The following is a 22,408-nucleotide window of genomic DNA, read 5'->3' on the forward strand; positions in this document are numbered from 1 at the left end:
AGCCAGATTGATAGTCCGAACCCTTTAAGGGTAACCCAGTTTCAAACCGGCCATCACGGGATCAATTTGTCTTGATTTTTCGGATGATAAAATAAGTTTTAGTCGATAGCTAGCCAGAGGGGAGTGCAATAACAATATTTGGTGATTCTAATCACAAAAAAAGGGTGTTTAATTTGCGATACGAATTAATTTTTCACACACTCAGAAGGTTGGTGAATCATCACCATGCTTTCAAGGTTGTTACACAATAATAAAACTGCTTTGAACGAGCCTTAACGGGGTCTCATAGGGGGAAGTAACGTGAGTATTCTAGGTTATATGCAAAAGGTTGGCCGTGCGCTTATGGTGCCGGTCGCCACACTACCAGCCGCAGCCATTTTAATGGGTGTTGGTTACTGGATTGACCCAGTTAGCTGGGGTGGTGATAGCGCATTAGCTGCGTTGTTCATCAAATCTGGTGCTGCAATTATTGACCACATGGGGGTTCTGTTTGCCATTGGTGTGGCTTATGGGATGTCCAAAGATAAAGATGGTGCTGCTGCACTAACCGGTTTTGTCGGTTTCCTGGTGTTGACGACGCTTTGTTCGCCAGCCGCTGTTTCAATGATCAAGCATATTCCGCTGGATCAGGTCCCGATGGCTTTCAGCAAAATTGAAAACCAATTCGTGGGCATCATGGTCGGTATTATTTCCGCAGAGTTGTACAACCGTTTCAGCAGTGTCGAACTGCCAAAAGCGTTGTCCTTCTTCAGCGGTCGTCGCCTGGTTCCGATTATTACCTCCTTTGTGATGATTGCTGTTGCCTTCATCATGATGTTCATCTGGCCAATCGTATTTAGTGGTCTGGTGAACTTCGGTGAGCACATTCAGAAAATGGGTTCTATCGGCGCAGGTGTGTATGCGTTCTTTAACCGTTTGCTGATTCCAGTCGGTCTGCACCACGCGCTGAACTCCGTGTTCTGGTTCGATGTTGCCGGTATTAACGACATTCCTAAGTTCCTGGGCGGTGCTAAATCAATCGCTGAAGGTACCGGTATTGTTGGTATCACGGGCCGTTACCAGGCTGGCTTCTTCCCAATTATGATGTTCGGTCTTCCAGGTGCTGCACTGGCAATCTACCATTGCGCGCGTCCTGAAAATAAAGCCAAAGTACTGGGTATCATGATGGCGGGTGCATTTGCTGCCTTCTTTACTGGTATCACCGAACCGTTGGAATTCTCCTTCATGTTCGTGGCTCCAGTTCTGTATCTGATTCACGCAGTGCTGACGGGTATCTCCGTATTCATCGCGGCAAGCATGCATTGGATTGCTGGTTTCGGCTTCAGTGCTGGTCTTGTGGACCTGGTGCTTTCCACTAAAAACCCACTGGCGACTCACTGGTACATGTTGATCCCACAAGGTCTCGTGTTCTTCGTGATTTACTACGTTGTGTTCCGTTTCACTATCAATAAATTCAACCTGTTAACTCCGGGTCGTGAACTGGCGGTTGCTGGTGATGAAACTGATGGTCAGGACGTAAATGTAAGCGGCGATACCAACCAGGACGTTTCTGCGCTGGCTCGTCAATACATTGCAGCAGTAGGCGGTTCAGCGAACTTGACCGGTATTGATGCATGTATCACTCGTCTGCGTCTGAATGTGAAAGACTCTTCACTGGTTAATGAAGCGTTGGCAAAACGTCTGGGTGCAACCGGTGTTATCCGTCTGAACAAAACCAGCGTGCAAATCATCGTAGGCTTCGTGGCTGAGAAAATTGCTAACTCAATGAAAACGGTTGGTGATGTGCCAGCTGCCGCGCCTGTTGCTAGTGCTGCTGCGCCAGCGGCTGTTGCTGCGACCAAACCACAGGCTGTACCAAATGCAGTGACTATCGCCGCGCTGGTTTCCCCAGTCACCGGTGATGTTGTTGCCCTGGAACAGGTTCCTGATGAAGCCTTTGCCAGCAAAGCGGTAGGTGATGGTGTTGCTGTTAAGCCAACTGAGAAAACAGTTGTCGCGCCAGCTGCCGGTACTATCGTAAAAATCTTTAATACCAACCACGCGTTCTGTCTGGAAACCGAAAAGGGTGCCGAGATCGTTGTCCACATGGGCATTGATACCGTCGCACTGAACGGCCAGGGCTTTACCCGTCTGGTAGAAGAGGGGGCTGAAGTGGTTGCAGGCCAGCCGATTCTGGAAATGGATCTTGATTTCCTGAACGCTAATGCTCGCTCCATGATTAGCCCGGTAGTTTGCAGCAACATTGACGACTACAGCGGTCTGGTTATCCAGGCACAAGGTTCAGTGGTCGCAGGGCAAACTCCTCTGTACGAAATTAAAGGCAAATAATCGCTCCTGAGTCATAGATTGTGCCTTTAGCGGCTGGTGAGTTATTCTCCAGCCGCTTTTTTATTGCCGCCTTTCCCGCATTCCTCACTCGCAGCGCACCTGTAAGCCCCTTATTTATGCAACTAAAGGTTGTTTCCGACGCCTGCTTATTAGATCATATGCCGTTAACGAAAGTTTATGCACTGAGGAACCCGCGATGAGTGAGGCTGAAGCCCGCCCAACTAACTTTATTCGCCAGATTATTGATGAAGATTTGGCCAATGGTAAGCACAACAGCATTTGCACCCGTTTCCCGCCAGAGCCAAACGGCTATCTGCATATCGGTCATGCAAAATCTATCTGCCTGAACTTTGGTATCGCTCAAGATTATCAAGGCCAGTGCAACCTGCGTTTCGATGACACTAACCCGGTAAAAGAAGACATCGAATACGTAGAGTCAATTAAGCAAGATGTTGAATGGCTTGGTTTTCATTGGTCTGGCAACGTTCGTTACTCTTCCGACTATTTTGATCAACTGTTCAACTATGCGGTTGAGCTGATCAATAAAGGTCTGGCGTATGTTGATGAACTGACTCCAGAGCAGATCCGTGAATATCGTGGCTCATTGACCGCACCTGGGAAAAACAGCCCATTCCGTGATCGTACCGTTGAAGAAAACCTCGCGCTGTTCGAGAAAATGCGTAACGGTGAATTTGCCGAAGGCACCGCGTGCCTGCGTGCGAAAATCGACATGGCATCGCCGTTTATCGTCATGCGCGATCCGGTTATTTATCGCATCAAGTTTGCCGAACATCACCAGACCGGCAACAAGTGGTGCATCTACCCGATGTACGACTTCACGCACTGCATTTCCGATGCGCTGGAAGGCATTACGCATTCGTTGTGTACGCTGGAATTCCAGGACAACCGTCGTCTGTACGACTGGGTGTTGGATAACATCACCATTCCTGCGCATCCGCGTCAGTACGAGTTCTCACGCCTGAATCTCGAATACTCCATCATGTCCAAGCGTAAGCTGAACCTGCTGGTGACTGAGAAGGTTGTAGAAGGCTGGGATGACCCACGTATGCCGACCATTTCTGGTCTGCGTCGTCGTGGTTACACTGCGGCGTCCATTCGTGAGTTCTGTAAGCGTATTGGTGTGACCAAGCAAGATAACACCGTCGAAATGGCGTCTTTGGAATCTTGTATTCGTGATGATCTGAACGAGAACGCCCCGCGTGCGATGGCTGTACTCGATCCGGTAAAAGTTATCATTGAAAACTTCCCGCAGGGCGAAGTTGAAATGGTGACCATGCCGAACCATCCGAACAAGCCAGAGATGGGTAGCCGTCAGGTACCGTTCAGCCGTGAGATATATATCGATCGTGCTGATTTCCGCGAAGAAGCGAATAAACAGTACAAGCGTCTGGTGCTCGGCAAAGAAGTGCGTCTGCGTAATGCTTATGTGATTAAAGCCGACCGCGTTGAGAAAGATGAAGCCGGGAATATCACCGTGCTGCATTGCTCCTACGATCCGGAAACCTTAAGCAAAGACCCAGCTGATGGCCGTAAAGTGAAAGGCGTTATTCATTGGGTTAGCGCAGAACACGCTTTACCTGTTGAGATTCGTCTTTATGACCGTCTGTTCAGCGTAGCGAACCCTGGTAGCGCGGAAGATTTCTTTGCCACGATTAACCTAGAGTCTCTGGTTATTAAGCAAGGTTTCGTGGAACCGAGTCTGCAAAATGCGGAAAAAGGTAAAGCGTATCAGTTCGAGCGTGAAGGTTATTTCTGCCTCGATAGCCGTTATGCAACTGCTGAAAAACTGGTATTTAACCGTACCGTTGGCTTGCGTGACACCTGGGCTAAAATAGGCGAATAACAAAAAATCGTCTTATATAAACGCCGCTATCAGCGGCGTTTTTTTTCGCCTGATCATTATCTGTTAATCCCTTTCATCATATTCGCGATGCGAATTAATGCTATTTAGCGCCCGTCCTGTATTCTTTCTTTTGGTCAACCTGAGAGCATAATAAATTCTTCATTTAATTATGTGAGCGCTCTCATATAGAGCTTTGTGTAAAAATAGTCGTCATTATCAGCACAAACAACTTTGCCTGCCATTTGTTACAAATGCTCATAAATTATGTGCTCTCTGTCATAATATCGGAATGAACTCTTACAAAAGCATTGATAATTCGCGTCGCGAAAAATAGTCTTGTGGGGAGCAGTAATGCGGGAAAATATTGATAACCGCTTTAGCCGTTAGGCATTTTTACTTTTTTTCGCGATGTGACGTCTTTTAACGTCCAGCGACTATTTATACGTCAAAGAGGAATATTATATGCGTACGTTTAGTGGCAAACGTAGTGCGCTGGCGCTTGCAATCGCTGGTGTCACGGCTCTTTCAGGACTGATTGTCATCCCTCAGGCAAGTGCAGCAGGTTTTATTGATGACTCAACTCTGACCGGTGGTGTTTATTACTGGCAGCGTGAGCGTGACCGTAAAGACGTCAACACCAATAAATACGAAACGAACCTTGCGCACGCAACCTGGAACGCAAACCTGGACTTCCAGTCTGGTTATGCCGCAGACATGTTTGGTCTGGATGTCGCAGCCTTTACTGCTATTGAAATGGCAGAAAATGGCAACAGCGGCCACCCTAACGAAATCGCATTTTCCTCTTCGAATAAAGCTTACGATGAAGATTATTCCGGCGATAAGAGTGGGATTAGTCTTTATAAAGCTGCAGCTAAATTCAAATACGGCCCTGTCTGGGCTCGCGCTGGTTACATTCAGCCAACGGGACAATCTCTGCTAGCACCACACTGGAGCTTCATGCCTGGTACGTATCAGGGTGCTGAAGCCGGTGCAAACTTTGATTATGGCGATTCCGGTGCTCTGAGCTTCTCGTACATGTGGACCAACGAGTACAAAGCGCCATGGCATCTGGAAATGGACAAGTTCTATCAGAATGATAAGAACACCAACGTCGATTATCTGCACTCACTGGGCGCGAAATATGACTTCAAAAATGATCTGATCCTCGAAGCGGCATTCGGTCAGGCGGAAGGGTATATCGACCAGTACTTCACTAAAGCGAGCTACAAATTTGATATTGCTGGTAGCCCACTGAGTACCAGCTACCAGTTCTACGGTTCACGCGATAAAGTCTCTGACGGCAGCGTCAACGATCTTTATGACGGCACAGCGTGGTTACAAGCACTGACCTTCGGCTACAAAGTGGGTCAGGTTGACCTGCGTCTTGAAGGAACCATGGTTAAAGCAGATGGACAGCAGGGTTACTTCCTGCAACGTATGACCCCAACTTACGCATCCTCAAACGGTCGTCTTGATGTGTGGTGGGACAACCGTTCTGACTTCAACGCCAACGGCGAGAAAGCAGTCTTCGCCGGTGCCATGTATGACCTGAGCAACTGGGATCTTGCTGGCTGGGCGGTAGGGGCATCTTATGTTTATGCATGGGATGCTAAACCAAGCTCTAAACCAACGACTGACGGTTACTACGATGCCGACAGCCGCCTGAAAGAATCTGCGTACAGCCTTGATGCGTTGTACACCATTCAGGATGGCCGTGCGAAAGGTACGCTCTTCAAACTGCACTTCACTCAGTACGACAACCACTCCGATATCCCAAGCTGGGGCGGTGGTTACGGCAACATCTTCCAGGATGAGTATGACGTGAAATTTATCGTCATCGCACCGTTCACTATTTTCTGATTTGATTCCGGGCGGTAACACGCCCGGTTTTGTTAAGGATATCGAGCATGAAAAAAATCATTTTGGTCACATTGATGGCTCTAGGTTTGAGCGCCTGCGCACAGCCAAAAGCGGCACCAGAAGATTCAAAACTAAAACAGGCTTATAGCGCCTGTATCAATACCGCTGAAGGGAATCCGGATAAAATTCAGGCCTGTCAGAGCGTGCTGAATGTGTTGGCTCAGGAGAAAGAACACCACGAGTTCGCACAGAAAGAGACCGTTCGCACCCTGGATTACCAGAATTGCATCCAGGCAACGCGCACCGGTAATGACCAGGCCGTCAAAGCGAAATGCGATAAAATCTGGCAAGAGATTCGCGCTAACAATAAGTAATGGTCGAATTCAGCCAATAAAAAAACCGGTGAGTTTCTTCACCGGTTTTTTTATATCTGACCACCAGGTTAGCGTGGCCAAATGTGCGGATTATTTTTCGCTGATTTCGTGTGCATTTTCGTCGGTACGGCAATCACCTTCAGCGCAGTGACCATACAGATACAGGCTGTGGTTGGTCAGACGAATACCATGGCGTGATGCGATTTCACGCTGACGAGATTCGATTGAATCATCGCTGAATTCAATAACTTTGCCGCAATCCAGGCAAATCAGATGGTCGTGGTGATGCTGCTGTGTCAGCTCGAATACGGATTTGCCGCCTTCGAAGTTATGACGAGTGACAATGCCTGCATCATCAAACTGGTTTAGTACACGATAAACTGTGGCGAGACCAATCTCTTCGCCCATATCAATCAGACGTTTATATAAGTCTTCCGCACTGACATGGTGGTTCACCGGACCCTGCAACACTTCAAGGATTTTTAATCGCGGAAGCGTGACTTTCAGGCCGGCCTTCTTCAATGCGGTATTATTGTCAGTCATGCGGAAATTGTCCTGTTGCTTAACGGATCGCTCGGACTCAGGGTGAGCGTTAAGATGAATGCGTCTCATTATAGAACTGCCAATTCTAAATGGAAACCGCAAGTATTATGCATAATCAAGCTAAAAAATGGCGTCTGAGTCGCGATTTATTTGCCTTGTTAGCTATTTAGTCAGGAGGTCATTGTACAGGGACAAACTGAAAAGTTAAAAATTTGTAGCGATTATTTTAATCGGAATAATCTATCAATGTGACGCAACCCAATGGTTGCGTCACATGTAGCATCAAGCGTTGAGGATATCAGCCAGGTTCAGTTCTTCAGAAACCTGTTTTACCCACTGTTGCACACGTTGTGCAGTCAGTTCAGGTTGACGGTCTTCATCGATAGCCAGACCCACAAAGTGATCGTCATCAGCAAGACCCTTAGACGCCTCAAAATGGTAGCCAGCAGTTGGCCAGTGACCCACAATTGCAGCACCGCGCGGCTCAATAATGTCGCGGATAGTGCCTAATGCGTCACAGAAGTATTCTGCGTAGTCTTCCTGGTCGCCACAGCCGAACAGGGCTACCAGTTTGCCATTGAAATCAACTTCTTCCAGAGTCGGGAAGAAATCATCCCAGTCGCATTGCGCTTCACCGTAATACCACGTTGGAATGCCGAGAAGCAGAATATCGAAGCCTTCCAGGTCTTCTTTGCTGCTCTTAGCAATGTCATGCACCTCAGCAACGTCTTTACCGAGCTGTTTTTGAATCATCTTCGCGATATTTTCGGTGTTACCAGTGTCGCTGCCGAAAAAAATGCCTACGATTGCCATGAGTAAAATAACCTCTTGAAACTTAATGGTATGGTGGCTGCTATTTGGCCACAGATAGGGCAATCATAGCAGAACACATTGCGGGGCGGAAACTGCTATCACCCTGATGTGCACAGACTGCAACATCGTCAGCCGGGCAACAGCATTAAAACTAACTGAGATGCTGCTTCAGTTGCGCGAGAAGAATCTCTTCAATCAACTCACTACGACTGATATTGCGTGCTTCAGCCAGATGATTAAGTGCATCAACTGCATCGTTATTGAGCTTCAACTCCACTCGCTTCAGGCCGCGTACTTTGTCGCGCTTGAGCTGGTTGCGTTTGTTGATACGCAATTGCTCATCACGCGTCAGCGGATTGGTTTTTGGTCGCCCGGGGCGACGCTCGTCCGCGAACAGATCTAATGTAGTACGGTCCGTTTGTTCTTTTGCCATGATTAAACTACTGACAGGGAATTCAGGTGGCACGGAGCGGGGTGCTCTGGCGCATTTTAGCGCGCAATCATACATCAGCATGGCTTGCGCGCCAACGCGTTAGCCGTATCTAATGGCCAGTCGGTCTGTTTTTAATCAGTTTGCCGCTGTTGGATCGATAAAACGATGGATTGCGCGCAAAACAGCATCAGGTTTTTCGGCATGAACCCAGTGTCCTGCACCGGCAACCACATGAGCGCGAGCTTGCGGAAACTGTGCAAGCAGGGTTTCGCGGTGCGATTCGTCAACATAAGGAGACGCGCCACCCCGGATAAACAGAGCGGGCTCGTTCCATGTCGGGATAGTTTGCCAGCCGACAATATTCTCGTACTGCTCCCACAAAACCGGAACATTAAACTTCCATTCACCGTCGGCAAACGATTTCAGCAAGAAGTGGATAACGCCCTCTTCATTAAGGTACTCACGCATGACGGTTGCCGCCTGCTGGCGAGTTTTCACTTCTGCGGCGCTCACGGCATTAATAGCCGCAAAAATCTCATCATGGCGACGAACCTGATAATCCACCGGCGCGATGTCAATCAGCACCAATTTATCAATACGCTCAGGCGCAATAGCGGTTAACGCCATCGCCACTTTTCCGCCCATGGAATGGCCGATAATTATCGCTTTCTCAAAGCCATATTCATCGAGCGTTTCAACCACATCCTTGGCCATCGCGGCATAGTTCATCTCAGGACTGCGTGGGGATAATCCATGATTGCGAAGATCAATTTGCAGCAAGTCATGATCTTGCCCAAGGTCGCGGGCCAGCACGCCCAGATTATCAAGGCTACCAAAAAGACCGTGGATCAGGACGATGGGGGAATTACTAGTCGATTGTTGCGCAGTTTGCAGGCGAGCATTCAATTTCATGGCAAAGTTCTTTTTTTTTACTTCGTTTGGTTAGGGTATCATAACGGCATTCTGCCGCAGAGCCGCAAACATTCAGTCTAGTCTGACTTTGTGGTGTGACAAAAGTTTGGCGCTACCCGAGGTTGGGATTTGTGCGAATATGTACTTATAATTCCAACAACTTGAATTCAGAAAAGATACCGCACCGGATTAAGATGAAAACAATTGAAGTTGATGACGAGCTCTATCGCTACATTGCCAGCCACACGCAGCACATTGGTGAAAGCGCGTCCGATATTTTACGGCGCATGCTGAAATTTAGCGCCGGTCAAACTCCTGCTACACCAGTAACTACCGGCCAGACAGCATCTGTTGCTGCTACCCCGGAAGCCAAACCCGTAAACAAATCACGCGATCGTGTTCGTGCGGTTCGTGAATTGTTGCTTTCCGATGAATATGCGGAGCAAAAGAAAGCGGTTAATCGTTTCATGATGGTGCTTTCTACTCTGTATACCCTCGATGCACATGCCTTTGGTGAAGCGACCGAGTCGCTGCATGGTCGTACGCGTGTCTATTTTGCAGGTAACGAGCAAACGCTGCTGCAAAATGGCAACCAGACCAAACCAAAACATGTTCCAGGCACACCGTACTGGGTCATTACCAACACCAATACAGGCCGTAAATGCAGCATGATCGAACACATCATGCAGTCAATGCAGTTCCCGGCGGAATTGATTGAAAAGGTTTGCGGCACAATCTAACACCTCGCGTCAGAAGGAAAGGCTAATGGCTAACCACCCTCGTGCAGGACAACCGGCACAACAGAGCGATTTGATTAACGTAGCCCAACTGACGGCCCAGTATTACGTGCTGAAGCCAGAAGTAGGGAATAGCGAACACGCGGTGAAGTTCGGAACCTCCGGTCACCGTGGGAGTGCGGCACGTCATAGCTTTAACGAACCTCACATTCTGGCCATTGCTCAGGCGATTGCCGAAGATCGTGCAAAAAACGGAATTACCGGGCCGTGCTACGTTGGTAAAGACACCCACGCGTTGTCCGAACCGGCGTTTATCTCGGTGCTGGAAGTGCTGGCTGCGAACGGTGTGGACGTCATTGTGCAGCAGGCAAATGGCTACACGCCAACGCCTGCAATTTCGCATGCCATTCTGACGCATAACAAAAATGGTGGCGCACAGGCAGATGGTATCGTCATCACGCCTTCGCACAACCCGCCTGATGATGGTGGTATCAAATACAACCCGCCAAATGGTGGCCCGGCTGATACCAACGTCACCAAAGTCGTCGAAGACCGCGCTAACGCATTGTTAGCCGCTGGCCTGAAAGACGTGAAACGCATTTCTCTTGATCAGGCGTGGAAAAGCGGCCACGTGCAAGAACAAGATCTGGTGCAGCCATTTATCGAAGGGCTGGTGGATATCGTCGATATGGCCGCCATCCAAAAAGCTGGCCTCAAACTGGGTGTTGATCCACTCGGTGGTTCCGGTATCGAATACTGGCAGCGCATCGCAAAACACTACAATCTGGATCTGACAATTGTTAACGATCATGTCGATCAAACTTTCCGCTTTATGCATCTCGATAAAGACGGCGCTATCCGTATGGATTGCTCGTCTGAATGCGCGATGGAAGGTTTGCTGGCACTGCGTGACAAATTCGACCTGGCTTTCGCCAATGACCCGGATTACGACCGCCACGGTATCGTCACGCCAGCAGGCCTGATGAACCCGAACCATTATCTGGCCGTTGCGATCAACTACCTGTTCCAGCATCGCCCGCAGTGGGGCAAAGATGTGGCAGTCGGTAAAACGCTGGTGTCATCGGCAATGATTGACCGTGTCGTCAATGATTTGGGCCGTAAACTGGTAGAAGTACCCGTCGGTTTCAAATGGTTTGTTGATGGCTTGTTCGATGGCAGCTTCGGTTTTGGTGGCGAAGAGAGTGCAGGGGCATCGTTCCTGCGTTTCGACGGCACGCCGTGGTCCACGGATAAAGACGGCATCATCATGTGCCTGCTGGCGGCGGAAATTACTGCCGTAACCGGCAAAAACCCGCAGCAGCATTATGACGAACTGGCTGCCCGTTTCGGTGCGCCAAGCTACAACCGTCTGCAAGCGTCCGCGACGTCTGCGCAGAAAGCCGCCTTGTCTAAACTTTCTCCGGAAATGGTAAGCGCCAGCACTCTGGCAGGCGACCCGATTACCGCACGCTTAACGGCAGCTCCGGGTAACGGTGCTTCTATCGGCGGCCTGAAAGTGATGACCGACAACGGCTGGTTTGCGGCACGTCCTTCCGGTACGGAAGATGCGTACAAGATTTACTGTGAAAGTTTCTTAGGTGCAGAGCATCGCCTGCAAATTGAAAAAGAAGCGGTAGAAATTGTCAGCGAAGTGCTGAAAAACGCGAAGTAAGCAATTGATTTAAAAAGGGCGCCGCAAGGCGCCTTTTTTGTATCCTGGATCTACAACATAAACCGATACCCAATCCCGGTTTCGGTCAACAAATGCGTCGGGCGTGCCGGATCGTTTTCTAGCTTCTGACGTAAATGCCCCATATAAATGCGCAAATAGTGACTGTGTTCCACAGCATTTGGCCCCCAAACCTGATTGAGTAACTGGCGTTGGGTCAGCACTTTCCCGTGGTTATTCAAAAGCGTTGCGAGCAGGCGAAACTCGATCGGCGTGAGATGGATTTCAGCGCCATCGCGGGTAATGCGGCGGGTGGCGAGGTCAATGGTGATGTTTGAAAACTGATAAACCGGATCCGGCTGCGCAAGGCTTGCATGGCGACGTAAGACCACACGCAGTCGCGCCTGCAACTCACCAATGCCAAACGGTTTGCTGAGATAGTCGTCAGCACCCGCATCAAGGGCGTCGATCTTCACTTGTTCATCACTACGCGCCGAGAGCACCACAATCGGCGTCTGGCTCCACTGGCGGAAGTCGCGAATAAAATCAATGCCATCACCGTCGGGTAATCCGAGGTCGAGGATCACCAAATCGGGTTTTCGCGTGGCGGCTTCCAGCAAACCTCGCTGCAAGGTTTCGGCTTCGTGGACGCGTAACGACTCAGCCTCCAGCGCAGTGCGCAGGAAGCGGCGGATCTCTTTTTCATCTTCAACAATCAAAACTGATATCACAACGCCTCGTTCATCTCAGCCAGCTCAGGCGGTGGCGGTAGGGGTAAAATAACATGGAAACTCGCGCCACCTTCCGGGCGATTAACCGCAAAAATCTTCCCATCGTGCACTTCGACAATCGCCTGGCAAATTGCCAGACCCAGACCCACGCCCGGGATCGCCGACTCTTTATTGCCGCGGGAAAACTTATCAAAGATTAGCTGCTCTTTGCCAGCCGGAATACCCGGCCCATCATCCCACACTTCAAGATCCAGTTTATCAGCCAATGCTTGCGCACGAATGCCGATGTTTGACTGGAAGCCTGCATATTTCCCGGCATTTTCCAGCAAATTGATCAACACGCGCTCAAACAGCGGGCCATCAACATGAATAAGCATTAACGGATCAGGCAAAGAAAGCGCGATATGCCGCCCGCCTAAACCCGGCTCCAGCATCTTCAAAGCACTACCCACCACTTCCTCAAGCGTTAACCACTCTTTGCGCAGATTGAACCCGCCAGACTGAATACGCGCCATATCCAGTAAATTGTTCACCAGACGCGTGGTATTGAGAACGTGCTGGCGAATATCGTTGGCTTGTGGCGCGTGTTTCGACCCTTCAGATGCCAAATCCAGCGTCAGGATTTCTGCCTGGCCAAACAGCACGGTCAACGGGGTACGCAAATCGTGTGACAGCGCCGCGAGCAATGAGTTACGTACTTGCTCGCGTTCGCTCGACAGACGGGCCTGCTCTTCACTGGCAGTTAGCAATAACCGGTCCAGAGCGGTGGCGGCTAATAGCGTGAATGTTTCCAGCAAACGTTGTTGTTCCGGGATCATCAACTGGCGCAAATTACCCGGCTCGACAATTAACAGCCCAAGCGTTCTTTCCGCCGTTTTGAGCGGCAGAATTTGATACGGCACGCCAGGCAGCGTATCGGTGCCTGCACCGGCGGGTTGGCCTTTATCAAAGCTCCAGCGGGCGATGGCTTCATCCCAGTTCTGCGGTTCACCACGCGCATTGACGCGCTCTAACACGCCATGTTCGTCAGGCAACAATAGCTGGGCGCGGGCATGGAAACTGTTATTGATAAACAGTTCGCTGGTGGTGGCAATATCCTGCGGAGTGCGTTCGGCGGCGAGGGCTTTCGACATCTCATACAGGTGACGGGTACGCTGCTCGCGGTAACGGGCAATCCGCGCCTGATAACGCACACCGGCGGTGAGATTACCGATAACCAGACCAACGGTAAGCATCACCGCGAAGGTTAACAAATACTGGATATCGGAGACGGCCAGCGTGCCATGGGGCGCAATAAAAAACAGATCAAAGCTCAGTACGCTTATAACCGTCGCCAGCACCGACGGCCAGCGTCCATAAAACAGCGCCACAATGACGACGCCAAGTAAGTAAAGCATCACCAGATTGGCGGCATCAAAGGCCATTAACCATTGATTTGCGATAAAGGTGGTCAGGGCGCAAAGTGCAATCGCCACAGCGCAGCCGCGCATCTGCACACGCCACTTTTCCGTGAAACTGCGGGTGTCGGGCGTCGAAGGGGAGGCAACAGAAGGCTTGTCGTCTAGCGCGACGATCACCAAATCCAGGTCCGGAGCGCGGCGGGCAAGGCGGTCAGCAAAAGATTCCCGGCTCCAGAAGCGTCGGGTCGTCCGTCGGCCAATGATAATCTTCCCGAGGTTGTGTTCCCGGGCGTAACGCAAAATCGCTTTATCTTCTGCCGGATCGGCAAGCGTGGTGGTTTCTGCTCCCAGCTCCTGAGCCAGGCGTAACGACGCCAAAATTGCGCGGCGCTGATGTTCGGGTAAGCGGTGCAACTGCGGGGTTTCGACATAAACCGCATGCCAGACGCTGCCTAATTTCGCCGCCAGTCTGGCAGCCGTACGCACCAGTTTTTCATTGCCAGAACTATGGCCGATACACAGCAAAATTGCATCTCGCGTATGCCAGACTTTTTCCTCGCCCTGGCTGTCGCGCCACGCCCGCATTTGATCGTCAACGCGGTCGGCGGTGCGGCGTAACGCCAGTTCGCGCAGGGCAATCAAATTCCCTTTACGGAAAAAGTGTTCAATGGCGCGTTCGGCCTGGCCGGAGATATACACTTTGCCTTCATGCAGGCGCTGGCGTAAATCGTCAGGCGGCAAGTCGACCAACACAATTTCATCTGCGGCATCAAAAATAGGGTCTGGCACCGTTTCCCGCACCTGAATACCCGTCACGCCTCCAACGATGTCATTCAGGCTTTCAAGATGCTGTACGTTAACGGTAGTAAAAACGTCGATCCCGGCGTCGAGCAACTCTTCCACATCTTGCCAGCGCTTAGGGTGGCGTGAGCCTGGCGCGTTGCTGTGGGCCAGTTCATCCATCAGGATCAGTGCAGGATTACGCGCCAGAGCTGCGTCCAGGTCAAATTCCTGAACCCAGCGCCCACGATGATGGATACGTTTAGCAGGCAGCGGAACGAGCCTGTCCAGTAGAGCGGCAGTCTCTTTGCGACCGTGAGTCTCCACCACGCCAATCAGGATATCCAGCCCTTGCGCCCGCAGCCGCTGCGCTTCTTGCAACATGGCGTAGGTTTTCCCCACGCCTGCACAAGCACCGAAGAATATTTTCAGCTTACCGCGCGGGGGGCGATTGACCTGCTCCAGTAACTTATCTGGATTGGGGCGCAGCGGTTCCTGCGTCATAACAACTCCTATCGGACTGAATAATCCCTGGCATTTTGGTGGATGACGCTGACGCTTATCCACCCTACAAAACCACCACAGATCGAGTAGGTCGGATAAGCGCAGCGTCATCCGACAGTGTTCTTTTATGGTGCCTGAAGTGCGTCTAACGCCAGATTAACCAGCAACACATTCACCACCGGTTTACCGATAAAACCGACCACCGGCTTCGTGGTATTTTCTGCCACCAGACGTGCGATTTGTTGCTCGGGCAAATTACGCGCTTTGGCGATGCGGGGGATTTGCCAGGCTGCCGCTTCCGGCGAAATCTGTCCGTCCAGGCCGCTGGCAGAAGCCGTTATCAGGTCCACAGGAACCTCAGGATTGGCCTGCGGATTCGCTGCGCGTAACGCCGTCACTCGCTCGGTGATAACTTTATCTAACTCGGGATTACTACCCGCAAGATTGCTACCGCCAGAGGCCATTGGATTATATGGGGTTTCTGCCGTAGCAGAAGGGCGGCCTTGCAAATACTTTGGCTGGGTAAAGTTTTGCCCAATCAGGCTCGATCCACGCACGACGTTGCTATCAAAGATTAACGAACCGTTGGCTTGCGTCGGGAACCACCACTGGCCTAAAAGTGTGGTCACCAATGGGTAAAGTCCACCGGTAATCAGGGTCAGCAGAATCAGTAACAGTATAGCGGGACGTAAGGTAGTCATTTGTTTTTCCTCTTAAACCAGGCCGCAAACGGTCAGCAATAAATCGATAGCTTTGATGCCAATAAACGGCACGATTAAACCACCCAGACCGTAAATCCACAGATTGCGACGTAACATGGCGGCGGCACTTAGCGGCTTGTAGCTCACACCACGTAAGGCCAGCGGAATGAGAAAGATGATGATCAAGGCGTTAAAAATCACCGCGCTTAAAATGGCTGAGGAAGGTGAGTGCAGGTGCATCACGTTCAGCGCGTTAAGCTGCGGATAAGTCGCGGCAAATGCGGCGGGAATGATCGCGAAATACTTCGCCACGTCGTTGGCGATACTGAATGTGGTCAGCGAGCCACGGGTCATCAGCATCTGTTTACCAATGTGCACCACTTCAATCAGTTTGGTGGGGTTAGAGTCCAGGTCCACCATGTTGCCGGCCTCTTTTGCCGCCTGGGTACCGGAGTTCATGGCCACCGCCACATCCGCCTGTGCCAGAGCAGGGGCGTCGTTGGTGCCATCGCCCGTCATTGCCACTAAACGGCCCTCCGCTTGATACTGGCGAATCAACGCCAGCTTGGCTTCTGGTGTGGCTTCGGAGAGGAAGTCATCAACGCCTGCTTCGGCGGCAATGGCTGCGGCAGTCAGACGGTTATCACCGGTAATCATCACGGTTTTAATGCCCATCTGGCGTAACTGCGCAAAACGTTCTTTAATGCCGCCTTTGACGATATCTTTCAGCGCAATCACACCGAGTACATTTGCCCCTTCGGCGACCACCAGTGGCGTACCGCCAGAACGAGCAACCCCTTCCACCAGCGTATCAACCTGTGGTGGGAAATGGCCGCCGTTGGCTTCAACATGGCGACGAATCGCATCAACCGAACCTTTGCGGATCATACGGTCCTGAATGTTGATACCGCTCATGCGAGTTTGTGCGGTAAACGGCACAAAAGTGGCATGCAGGTTTTGTACATCGCGCTCGCGCAGGTTAAAGCGCTGTTTGGCCAGAATGACAATACTGCGCCCTTCGGGTGTTTCATCAGCCAGTGATGAAAGCTGAGCGGCATCCGCGAGAGTTTTTTCTTCTATACCGGGAGCGGGCAGGAAATCAGACGCCTGACGGTTACCCAGCGTGATGGTGCCGGTTTTATCCAGCAGCAACACATCGACATCCCCCGCCGCTTCAACCGCACGTCCACTGGTGGCGATGACATTTGCACCCAGCATGCGGCTCATCCCCGCCACACCAATCGCGGAAAGTAACCCGCCGATAGTGGTTGGAATCAAACAGACCAGCAGAGCAATCAGCACCGTGACGCTGACCGCCACGCCGCCATACTGCGAGAACGGCCAGAGCGTGGCGGTTGCCAGTAAAAAGACAATCGTCAGTGCCACCAGTAAAATCGTCAGCGCGATTTCGTTGGGGGTTTTGCGGCGTTGTGCGCTTTCCACCATCGCAATCATACGGTCGAGAAAAGTTTCCCCTGGGTTCACGCTGCACTGAATCACCAGCCAGTCAGAAAGAATGCGTGTGCCACCCGTGACGGATGCGAAGTCACCGCCAGATTCACGAATCACCGGTGCGGATTCACCGGTGATGGCACTTTCATCCACCGACGCGCCGCCTTCCAGCACTTCGCCATCGCATGGGATGATGTCGCCTGCTTCAACCAGCACGATGTCGCCTTTACGCAAGTCGGCAGCAGGGACGTGGTCTATTTGCGCATCGTGGTGCGGGGCGCGCAATTTGCGGGCAAAACTGGTTTTCTTCACCCCTTTCAGGCTATTGGCCTGGGCTTTACTGCGGCCTTCTGCCAGCGCTTCGGCAAAGTTGGCAAACAGCACGGTAAACCACAACCAGACACCGATCGCGGCGGTAAACGGCGCGTCGCCCTGAAGTTTTCCACTGAACATGGCAATCGCCAGAACGGTGGTCATCACGCTGCCCACCCAAACGATAAACATTACCGGGTTACGCCACTGCACTTGCGGCGTCAGTTTTTTAAAGGAATCAATTAGCGCCTGACGAATCAGCGATGGTTCAAATAACGCCTGTTGCTTGCGACTCATGGAAGCCTCTTAATTACAAATTCACTAACGAAAGGTGTTCCGCAACCGGGCCTAATGCGAGGGCGGGAATAAAGGTCAGTGCACCCACTAACAACACGGTGCCAATCAGCAGGCCGATAAACAGCGGGCCGTGAGTCGGTAAGGTGCCGACGCCTGCGGACTGCGGTTTTTTGCCCACAAGCGAACCGGCAATCGCCATCACCGGCACAATCACGGCGAAGCGACCTAACCACATGCACACCGCCAGAAGAATGTTCCAGAAAGGCGTATTAGCACTTAAACCGGCAAACGCGCTGCCGTTGTTGTTAGCGGCAGACGATACGGCGTACAGCACTTCACTAAAGCCGTGGATGCCGGGGTTTAACATGCCCGCACGTCCGGCGTCGGTCATCATGGCCAGCGCAGTACCGAGCAGCACCAGCGCAGGCGTCACCAGGATTGCCATCGCGGTCATTTTCATCTCCGCCACGTCGATTTTCTTACCCAGGTATTCTGGCGTGCGGCCAATCATCAATCCGGCGATAAACACCGTCAGCAATACGAACAGCAACATGCCGTACAGGCCAGAGCCGACACCACCGAACACCACTTCGCCAATCTGCATCAGCCACATCGGGATCATGCCGCCCAGCGCCGTAAAGGAGTCATGCATCGCGTTGACCGCCCCACAAGACGCGGCGGTAGTTACCACCGAGAACAGGCTGGTGGCGAGAATACCGAAGCGGCTCTCTTTACCTTCCATATTGATATTGCTGTCAGCACCGAGCAGGGTGAAATGCGTATTACCCTGGGTTTCGGCCCACATCACCACCACCACACAGATGACAAAAATCACCGCCATCGCCCATAAAATGGCGCGTCCCTGGCGACGGTCACCGACGGCTTCACCAAACGCAAAACATAGCGCCGCAGGGATCAAGAAGATCGCCAGCATCTGCACAAAGTTGGTCAGCGCCGTTGGGTTCTCAAACGGATGCGAGGAGTTAGCGTTAAAGAAACCGCCGCCGTTGGTGCCCAACATTTTGATCGCTTCCTGGGAGGCAACCGGGCCCATCGGTAACATATGATGGACACCTTCAAGTGAGGTGAACGGCTGATACGCGGCAACGTTCTGCAAGGTTCCCTGGCTGATAAAGAACAGCGCAATCAGCAGTGAAATGGGCAGCAGGATGTAGAGTGTGATGCGGGTTAAATCGACCCATGCGTTCCCTAAAGTGGTGGCACTTTGGCGAGAGAAGGCGCGGATCAGCGCAAACACCACCGCAATCCCTGTTGCTGCTGACAGGAAGTTTTGCACCGTCAGGCCAACCATCTGGCTGAAATAACTCAGCGTGGTTTCACCGCTGTAAGACTGCCAGTTGGTATTGGCGACAAAACTGACTGCCGTATTGAGCGCCAGATGCCAGGACAGGCCAGGCAATTGCTGCGGGTTGAGCGGCAGGTTTCCCTGGGTCATTAAGATGATAAAAAGCGCCACTAAGCCCAGCACGTTAAACGCAAGAATTGAGCCCAGATAATGCTTCCAGTTCATCTCGCTTGTGGCATCACTCCCCAGCACTTTCCACAATAGCGAATCCATTTTCCCGAGCACCGGCAGCGATTCGCCTTCTATCAAGCGAGCCAGTACGCTGCCCAACGGTTTTGCCAGAACGAAAAGCACCAGCAAGAAGCTGGCAATTAAAAGAAATCCGGACGCGGCCATCAGAATGCCTCCGCATTAATCAGCGCATAAATCAGATATCCCAACAGCAAAAACACCAGCACCACACCCGCTATTACGCCTGCACTCACAATCCACCTCAGCAGTTATTAGGAATTACAGAGAGTGTGAAGTTTTGGGTGCAAAGATGTCGTAAAAGTCAGAGGGCGGGGTGTAAAAAAAGTATAAAAATTCGCAAAACCATTAATTAACTAATGATTAGTATTTATTTAACCTTTTCGTAACTTAATTACACGATGGAATGTAAAGAAGTGGCAAAAAGTGACTTTAAGTGGTCGGAGGAGTAGTAAACTTTCATCCAATGCGATACTATTTTCGCCAGATGACAAGTTCTATTTTCCCGGTGTTTGCTACCGGTCACACATTAAGGGAGGCATTATGACTTTATATAAAGATTACCCACTGCATCAGGTCTTCCTGCGTCGCACTTTTGTTGTTGTAGCGGGTGTCCTGGCGCTGCCAGTGATGCTGTTCTGGAAAGATCGCGCCCGTTTTTACAGCTACCTGCACCGCGTGTGGTCCAAAACCAGTGAGAAACCGGTCTGGTTGGCTCAAGCCGAAGCCGCTTCCGGTGATTTTTACTGAGTTTGCTGAAATTGAAAAAGAAACCGCCACTTGCTGGCGGTTTTTTTATGCGTGAAAATAACGGCTCAAGCATTGTTAGAGGGCAGAACATGTTGATTTGGCAAGACCTACACCATTCTGAATTGAGCGTGAGCGATCTCTACACGCTTCTGGCGCTGCGCAACGCGGTATTTGTTGTCGAGCAAAACTGCCCATATCAAGACATTGATGGCGATGATTTAGTCGGCGAAAACCGCCACATTCTCGGCTGGCGGGACGGCAAACTGATGGCTTATGCGCGCATCCTGAAAAGTGAAAGCGAATATGAGCCGGTGGTGATTGGTCGTGTGATTATCGACCCAAGCGTGCGCGGCGAAAAACTGGGCTATCAGTTGATGGAACAGGCAATGGCCAGCTGTGAGAAATACTGGCCGGAAGAAGCGGTCTATTTAGGTGCGCAGGCACATTTACAGTCGTTTTATGCACGTTTCGGTTTTAAACCTGTCACCGATGTCTACGACGAAGACGGAATTGCTCATATTGGTATGGCAAATCGTTAATCGCTGGGCGAAAAGTATGAGTATTGTCTATAGTTAGCGGACGAGTATTTTTTAAACACGGAGAACAGTGATGCAACCGTACGAATCTCGTCTTGATGATGATTTATCTCTACTGAGCGATACGCTGGAAGAAGTGCTGCGATCCTCTGGTGACCCTGCTGACCAAAAGTATATCGAGCTGAAAGAACGCGCCGAACAGGCGTTAAGTGACGTCAAAGCTCGGGTCAGTAATGCTTCTGACAATTACTACTATCGTGCGAAAAAAGCCGTCTATCTCGCTGATGATTATGTCCATGACAAACCATGGCAAGGCATTGGTGTCGGTGCGGCCGCAGGCTTAGTCTTAGGGCTATTGTTAGCCCGACGCTAGTCAAAAATCGGCACATATATTCACTGTGTGCCGGTTAAAGAAAATCTTACCCATTGGGTGGGATTTTTTTTTGCCGCCATGACCACGTATAATCAGGGGTTTTCAGGGAAGGTGAGGTAAACGTGAATTCAGTTGCTGTCGCGCTGCAACAGTTGCAGCTTGCTTTGAACGCAGAATTTGCGGATACGCCAGGCTTACAGCAAATATCAATTGCCGTAACCCTCAGTGACGCCTTAGATGCTCTCGCATGGTTAACCACCCAGCGTCTTTACCCTCAATTTTACTGGCAACAGCGCAATGGCGATGACGAAATCGCCGCACTTGGCCTGGTGCGTCAGTTCAATACCTTAGAAGCAGCAAGAACATTTCTTGATGATAATGCCAACCAGCCAGCGGTTCGTATCACTGGCGTGAATGCATTCGACCCTGCCAACAGTTTTTTATTTCTCCCAAGGCTTGAGTGGCGACGTAACGGGGGCGATGCGCAGCTCCATCTGCATCTTTACAGCGAAACATCCTTAAAGGATGACGCGCGTGCAGCACAAGCCTTCCTTGAAAAACTTCTGCCTGCCAAACAGTTGCCGTTACAGCATCTGAATTGCGTGGGGGAACAACATATCCCCGAGCAGCCTGAATGGATCTCGCTGATTGGCAGCGCCTTAACCGCGATTGAGCAACACGAACTCGACAAAGTGGTACTGGCGAGAGCCACCGATCTGCAATTTACGGCGGCGGTTTCTGCGGCTGGATTTATGGCGGCCAGCCGTCGGGTCAATCTCAATTGCTACCATTTTTTAATCGTATTTGATGCCAGCCATGCGTTCCTCGGCTCAAGCCCAGAGCGCTTGTGGCGACGCATCGATACGGCTCTGCGCACCGAGGCGTTAGCCGGAACCGTAGCCAATCATCCTGACGATCACCGTGCCTGGTCTCTGGGCCAGTGGTTGCTCAAAGATGATAAAAACCAGCGTGAAAATATGCTGGTGGTTGAAGACATCTGCCAGCGTCTGCACAAAACGGTGGGGGCGATAGACGTACTGCCGCCGCAAATTGTGCGGCTGCGCAAAGTACAACATTTACGCCGTTGCATCTGGACCGAACTGGCGCAACCTGACGATGTGGCCTGCCTTGCGATGTTGCAGCCTACAGCCGCGGTAGCAGGTTTGCCGCGAGATGTCGCGCGAGAGTTTATCGCCAGAAATGAACCGTTTGAGCGTGAATGGTACGCAGGATCAGCCGGATATTTGTCACAACGCCAGTCAGAGTTCTGCGTCGCGCTACGCTCGGCAAAAGTCACCAATAATATTGTCCGTTTATATGCTGGAGCCGGCATAGTTGCCGGTTCTGACCCCGCAGAAGAATGGCAAGAAATAGAAAATAAAGCCGCCGGGTTGCGAACGTTGCTGACGAAAACAACGTTTTGAGTCCCGGTTTAGGTAGTCATATCAAAATAATCGTTCCAGCAATAATTATAATGAGTCAGC

20 protein-coding genes are annotated in these 22,408 nt (G+C 51.1%); 10 read left to right on the forward strand and 10 right to left on the reverse strand.

Annotated features, from left to right (window positions below; translation table 11 throughout):
• Positions 1-300: 300 nt before the first annotated feature.
• The 4 genes from nagE to chiQ all read left to right on the forward strand — a co-directional run bounded on the left by nagE (position 301) and on the right by chiQ (position 6,426).
• Entirely contained in the window at positions 301-2,328 is a 2,028-nt protein-coding gene (gene nagE, locus WBL83_RS08125; RefSeq protein ID WP_424588653.1) for an N-acetylglucosamine-specific PTS transporter subunit IIBC, read from the forward strand.
• Positions 2,329-2,524: 196 nt separating this feature from the next.
• A complete protein-coding gene (gene glnS, locus WBL83_RS08130) occupies positions 2,525-4,192 on the forward strand; it encodes a glutamine--tRNA ligase (RefSeq protein WP_424588654.1) in 1,668 nt (555 codons plus the stop codon).
• Positions 4,193-4,654: 462 nt separating this feature from the next.
• On the forward strand, positions 4,655-6,052 hold the full coding sequence (gene chiP / locus WBL83_RS08135; RefSeq protein ID WP_424588655.1) for a chitoporin ChiP: 1,398 nt from the start codon (positions 4,655-4,657) through the stop codon (positions 6,050-6,052).
• Between the two features lie 47 nt (positions 6,053-6,099).
• On the forward strand, positions 6,100-6,426 hold the full coding sequence (chiQ, locus tag WBL83_RS08140) for a ChiQ/YbfN family lipoprotein (RefSeq protein WP_424588656.1): 327 nt from the start codon (positions 6,100-6,102) through the stop codon (positions 6,424-6,426).
• Positions 6,427-6,516: 90 nt separating this feature from the next.
• Here chiQ and fur read toward each other — a convergent pair whose 3' ends face one another.
• The 4 genes from fur to ybfF form a co-directional block, all read right to left on the reverse strand.
• The gene (fur, locus tag WBL83_RS08145) at positions 6,517-6,969 is read right to left on the reverse strand and encodes a ferric iron uptake transcriptional regulator (protein ID WP_064548647.1); all 453 of its coding nucleotides are present in this window, start codon (positions 6,967-6,969) and stop codon (positions 6,517-6,519) included.
• Between the two features lie 282 nt (positions 6,970-7,251).
• Entirely contained in the window at positions 7,252-7,782 is a 531-nt protein-coding gene (fldA, locus tag WBL83_RS08150; protein WP_424588657.1) for a flavodoxin FldA, read from the reverse strand.
• Positions 7,783-7,933: 151 nt separating this feature from the next.
• Complete coding sequence (gene ybfE / locus WBL83_RS08155) at positions 7,934-8,215, reverse strand: LexA regulated protein (protein ID WP_121814107.1); 282 nt, start codon at positions 8,213-8,215, stop codon at positions 7,934-7,936.
• Positions 8,216-8,350: 135 nt separating this feature from the next.
• Positions 8,351-9,127, reverse strand: a complete 777-nt coding sequence (ybfF, locus tag WBL83_RS08160; RefSeq protein ID WP_424588658.1) for an esterase — start codon at positions 9,125-9,127, stop codon at positions 8,351-8,353.
• A gap of 194 nt (positions 9,128-9,321) precedes the next feature.
• Between ybfF and seqA the strand changes: the two genes are divergently transcribed.
• On the forward strand, positions 9,322-9,867 hold the full coding sequence (gene seqA, locus WBL83_RS08165) for a replication initiation negative regulator SeqA (RefSeq protein WP_424588659.1): 546 nt from the start codon (positions 9,322-9,324) through the stop codon (positions 9,865-9,867).
• Between the two features lie 25 nt (positions 9,868-9,892).
• A complete protein-coding gene (gene pgm, locus WBL83_RS08170) occupies positions 9,893-11,536 on the forward strand; it encodes a phosphoglucomutase (alpha-D-glucose-1,6-bisphosphate-dependent) (protein WP_424588660.1) in 1,644 nt (547 codons plus the stop codon).
• A 50-nt stretch (positions 11,537-11,586) separates the two neighbouring features.
• Here pgm and kdpE read toward each other — a convergent pair whose 3' ends face one another.
• The 6 genes from kdpE to kdpF form a co-directional block, all read right to left on the reverse strand.
• On the reverse strand, positions 11,587-12,264 hold the full coding sequence (gene kdpE, locus WBL83_RS08175; RefSeq protein WP_424588661.1) for a two-component system response regulator KdpE: 678 nt from the start codon (positions 12,262-12,264) through the stop codon (positions 11,587-11,589).
• Complete coding sequence (kdpD, locus tag WBL83_RS08180) at positions 12,261-14,948, reverse strand: two-component system sensor histidine kinase KdpD (protein WP_424588662.1); 2,688 nt, start codon at positions 14,946-14,948, stop codon at positions 12,261-12,263. Before kdpD ends, kdpE begins: the two co-directional genes overlap by 4 nt.
• A gap of 125 nt (positions 14,949-15,073) precedes the next feature.
• Positions 15,074-15,649, reverse strand: a complete 576-nt coding sequence (gene kdpC, locus WBL83_RS08185) for a potassium-transporting ATPase subunit KdpC (RefSeq protein ID WP_424588663.1) — start codon at positions 15,647-15,649, stop codon at positions 15,074-15,076.
• Between the two features lie 12 nt (positions 15,650-15,661).
• A complete protein-coding gene (gene kdpB / locus WBL83_RS08190; RefSeq protein ID WP_424588664.1) occupies positions 15,662-17,710 on the reverse strand; it encodes a potassium-transporting ATPase subunit KdpB in 2,049 nt (682 codons plus the stop codon).
• A 13-nt stretch (positions 17,711-17,723) separates the two neighbouring features.
• The gene (gene kdpA, locus WBL83_RS08195) at positions 17,724-19,412 is read right to left on the reverse strand and encodes a potassium-transporting ATPase subunit KdpA (RefSeq protein ID WP_424588665.1); all 1,689 of its coding nucleotides are present in this window, start codon (positions 19,410-19,412) and stop codon (positions 17,724-17,726) included.
• Positions 19,412-19,501: a K(+)-transporting ATPase subunit F gene (gene kdpF, locus WBL83_RS08200; RefSeq protein ID WP_064548628.1), complete on the reverse strand. Its 90-nt coding sequence runs from the start codon at positions 19,499-19,501 to the stop codon at positions 19,412-19,414. The genes kdpA and kdpF overlap by 1 nt, the downstream gene beginning before the upstream one ends.
• 307 nt (positions 19,502-19,808) lie before the next feature.
• Here kdpF and WBL83_RS08205 point away from each other — a divergent pair, with 307 nt between their 5' ends.
• The 4 genes from WBL83_RS08205 (at position 19,809) to menF (ending at position 22,348) form a co-directional block, all read left to right on the forward strand.
• Complete coding sequence (locus WBL83_RS08205) at positions 19,809-20,015, forward strand: YbfA family protein (protein ID WP_424588666.1); 207 nt, start codon at positions 19,809-19,811, stop codon at positions 20,013-20,015.
• Between the two features lie 89 nt (positions 20,016-20,104).
• Positions 20,105-20,554, forward strand: a complete 450-nt coding sequence (locus WBL83_RS08210) for a GNAT family N-acetyltransferase (protein WP_424588667.1) — start codon at positions 20,105-20,107, stop codon at positions 20,552-20,554.
• Between the two features lie 70 nt (positions 20,555-20,624).
• Positions 20,625-20,924: a stress response protein ElaB gene (gene elaB, locus WBL83_RS08215; RefSeq protein WP_424588668.1), complete on the forward strand. Its 300-nt coding sequence runs from the start codon at positions 20,625-20,627 to the stop codon at positions 20,922-20,924.
• A 122-nt stretch (positions 20,925-21,046) separates the two neighbouring features.
• Positions 21,047-22,348, forward strand: a complete 1,302-nt coding sequence (gene menF / locus WBL83_RS08220) for an isochorismate synthase MenF (RefSeq protein ID WP_424588669.1) — start codon at positions 21,047-21,049, stop codon at positions 22,346-22,348.
• Positions 22,349-22,408 lie beyond the last annotated feature (60 nt).

Origin of the sequence: Buttiauxella sp. (assembly GCF_049686335.1) — a bacterium.
In the GTDB taxonomy this organism is placed as follows: Bacteria; Pseudomonadota; Gammaproteobacteria; order Enterobacterales; family Enterobacteriaceae; genus Buttiauxella.

Bases quoted from the DNA above. Each gene is read 5' to 3' on its own strand.
- glnS (WP_424588654.1), top strand. From the start codon at position 2,525: ATGAGTGAGGCTGAAGCCCGCCCAACTAACTTTATTCGCCAGATTATT.
- chiP (WP_424588655.1), top strand. From the start codon at position 4,655: ATGCGTACGTTTAGTGGCAAACGTAGTGCGCTGGCGCTTGCAATCGCT.
- chiQ (WP_424588656.1), top strand. From the start codon at position 6,100: ATGAAAAAAATCATTTTGGTCACATTGATGGCTCTAGGTTTGAGCGCC.
- fur (WP_064548647.1), bottom strand. From the start codon at position 6,969: ATGACTGACAATAATACCGCATTGAAGAAGGCCGGCCTGAAAGTCACG.
- fldA (WP_424588657.1), bottom strand. From the start codon at position 7,782: ATGGCAATCGTAGGCATTTTTTTCGGCAGCGACACTGGTAACACCGAA.
- ybfE (WP_121814107.1), bottom strand. From the start codon at position 8,215: ATGGCAAAAGAACAAACGGACCGTACTACATTAGATCTGTTCGCGGAC.
- ybfF (WP_424588658.1), bottom strand. From the start codon at position 9,127: ATGAAATTGAATGCTCGCCTGCAAACTGCGCAACAATCGACTAGTAAT.
- seqA (WP_424588659.1), top strand. From the start codon at position 9,322: ATGAAAACAATTGAAGTTGATGACGAGCTCTATCGCTACATTGCCAGC.
- pgm (WP_424588660.1), top strand. From the start codon at position 9,893: ATGGCTAACCACCCTCGTGCAGGACAACCGGCACAACAGAGCGATTTG.
- kdpD (WP_424588662.1), bottom strand. From the start codon at position 14,948: ATGACGCAGGAACCGCTGCGCCCCAATCCAGATAAGTTACTGGAGCAG.
- kdpC (WP_424588663.1), bottom strand. From the start codon at position 15,649: ATGACTACCTTACGTCCCGCTATACTGTTACTGATTCTGCTGACCCTG.
- kdpB (WP_424588664.1), bottom strand. From the start codon at position 17,710: ATGAGTCGCAAGCAACAGGCGTTATTTGAACCATCGCTGATTCGTCAG.
- kdpA (WP_424588665.1), bottom strand. From the start codon at position 19,412: ATGGCCGCGTCCGGATTTCTTTTAATTGCCAGCTTCTTGCTGGTGCTT.
- WBL83_RS08205 (WP_424588666.1), top strand. From the start codon at position 19,809: ATGACTTTATATAAAGATTACCCACTGCATCAGGTCTTCCTGCGTCGC.
- WBL83_RS08210 (WP_424588667.1), top strand. From the start codon at position 20,105: ATGTTGATTTGGCAAGACCTACACCATTCTGAATTGAGCGTGAGCGAT.
- elaB (WP_424588668.1), top strand. From the start codon at position 20,625: ATGCAACCGTACGAATCTCGTCTTGATGATGATTTATCTCTACTGAGC.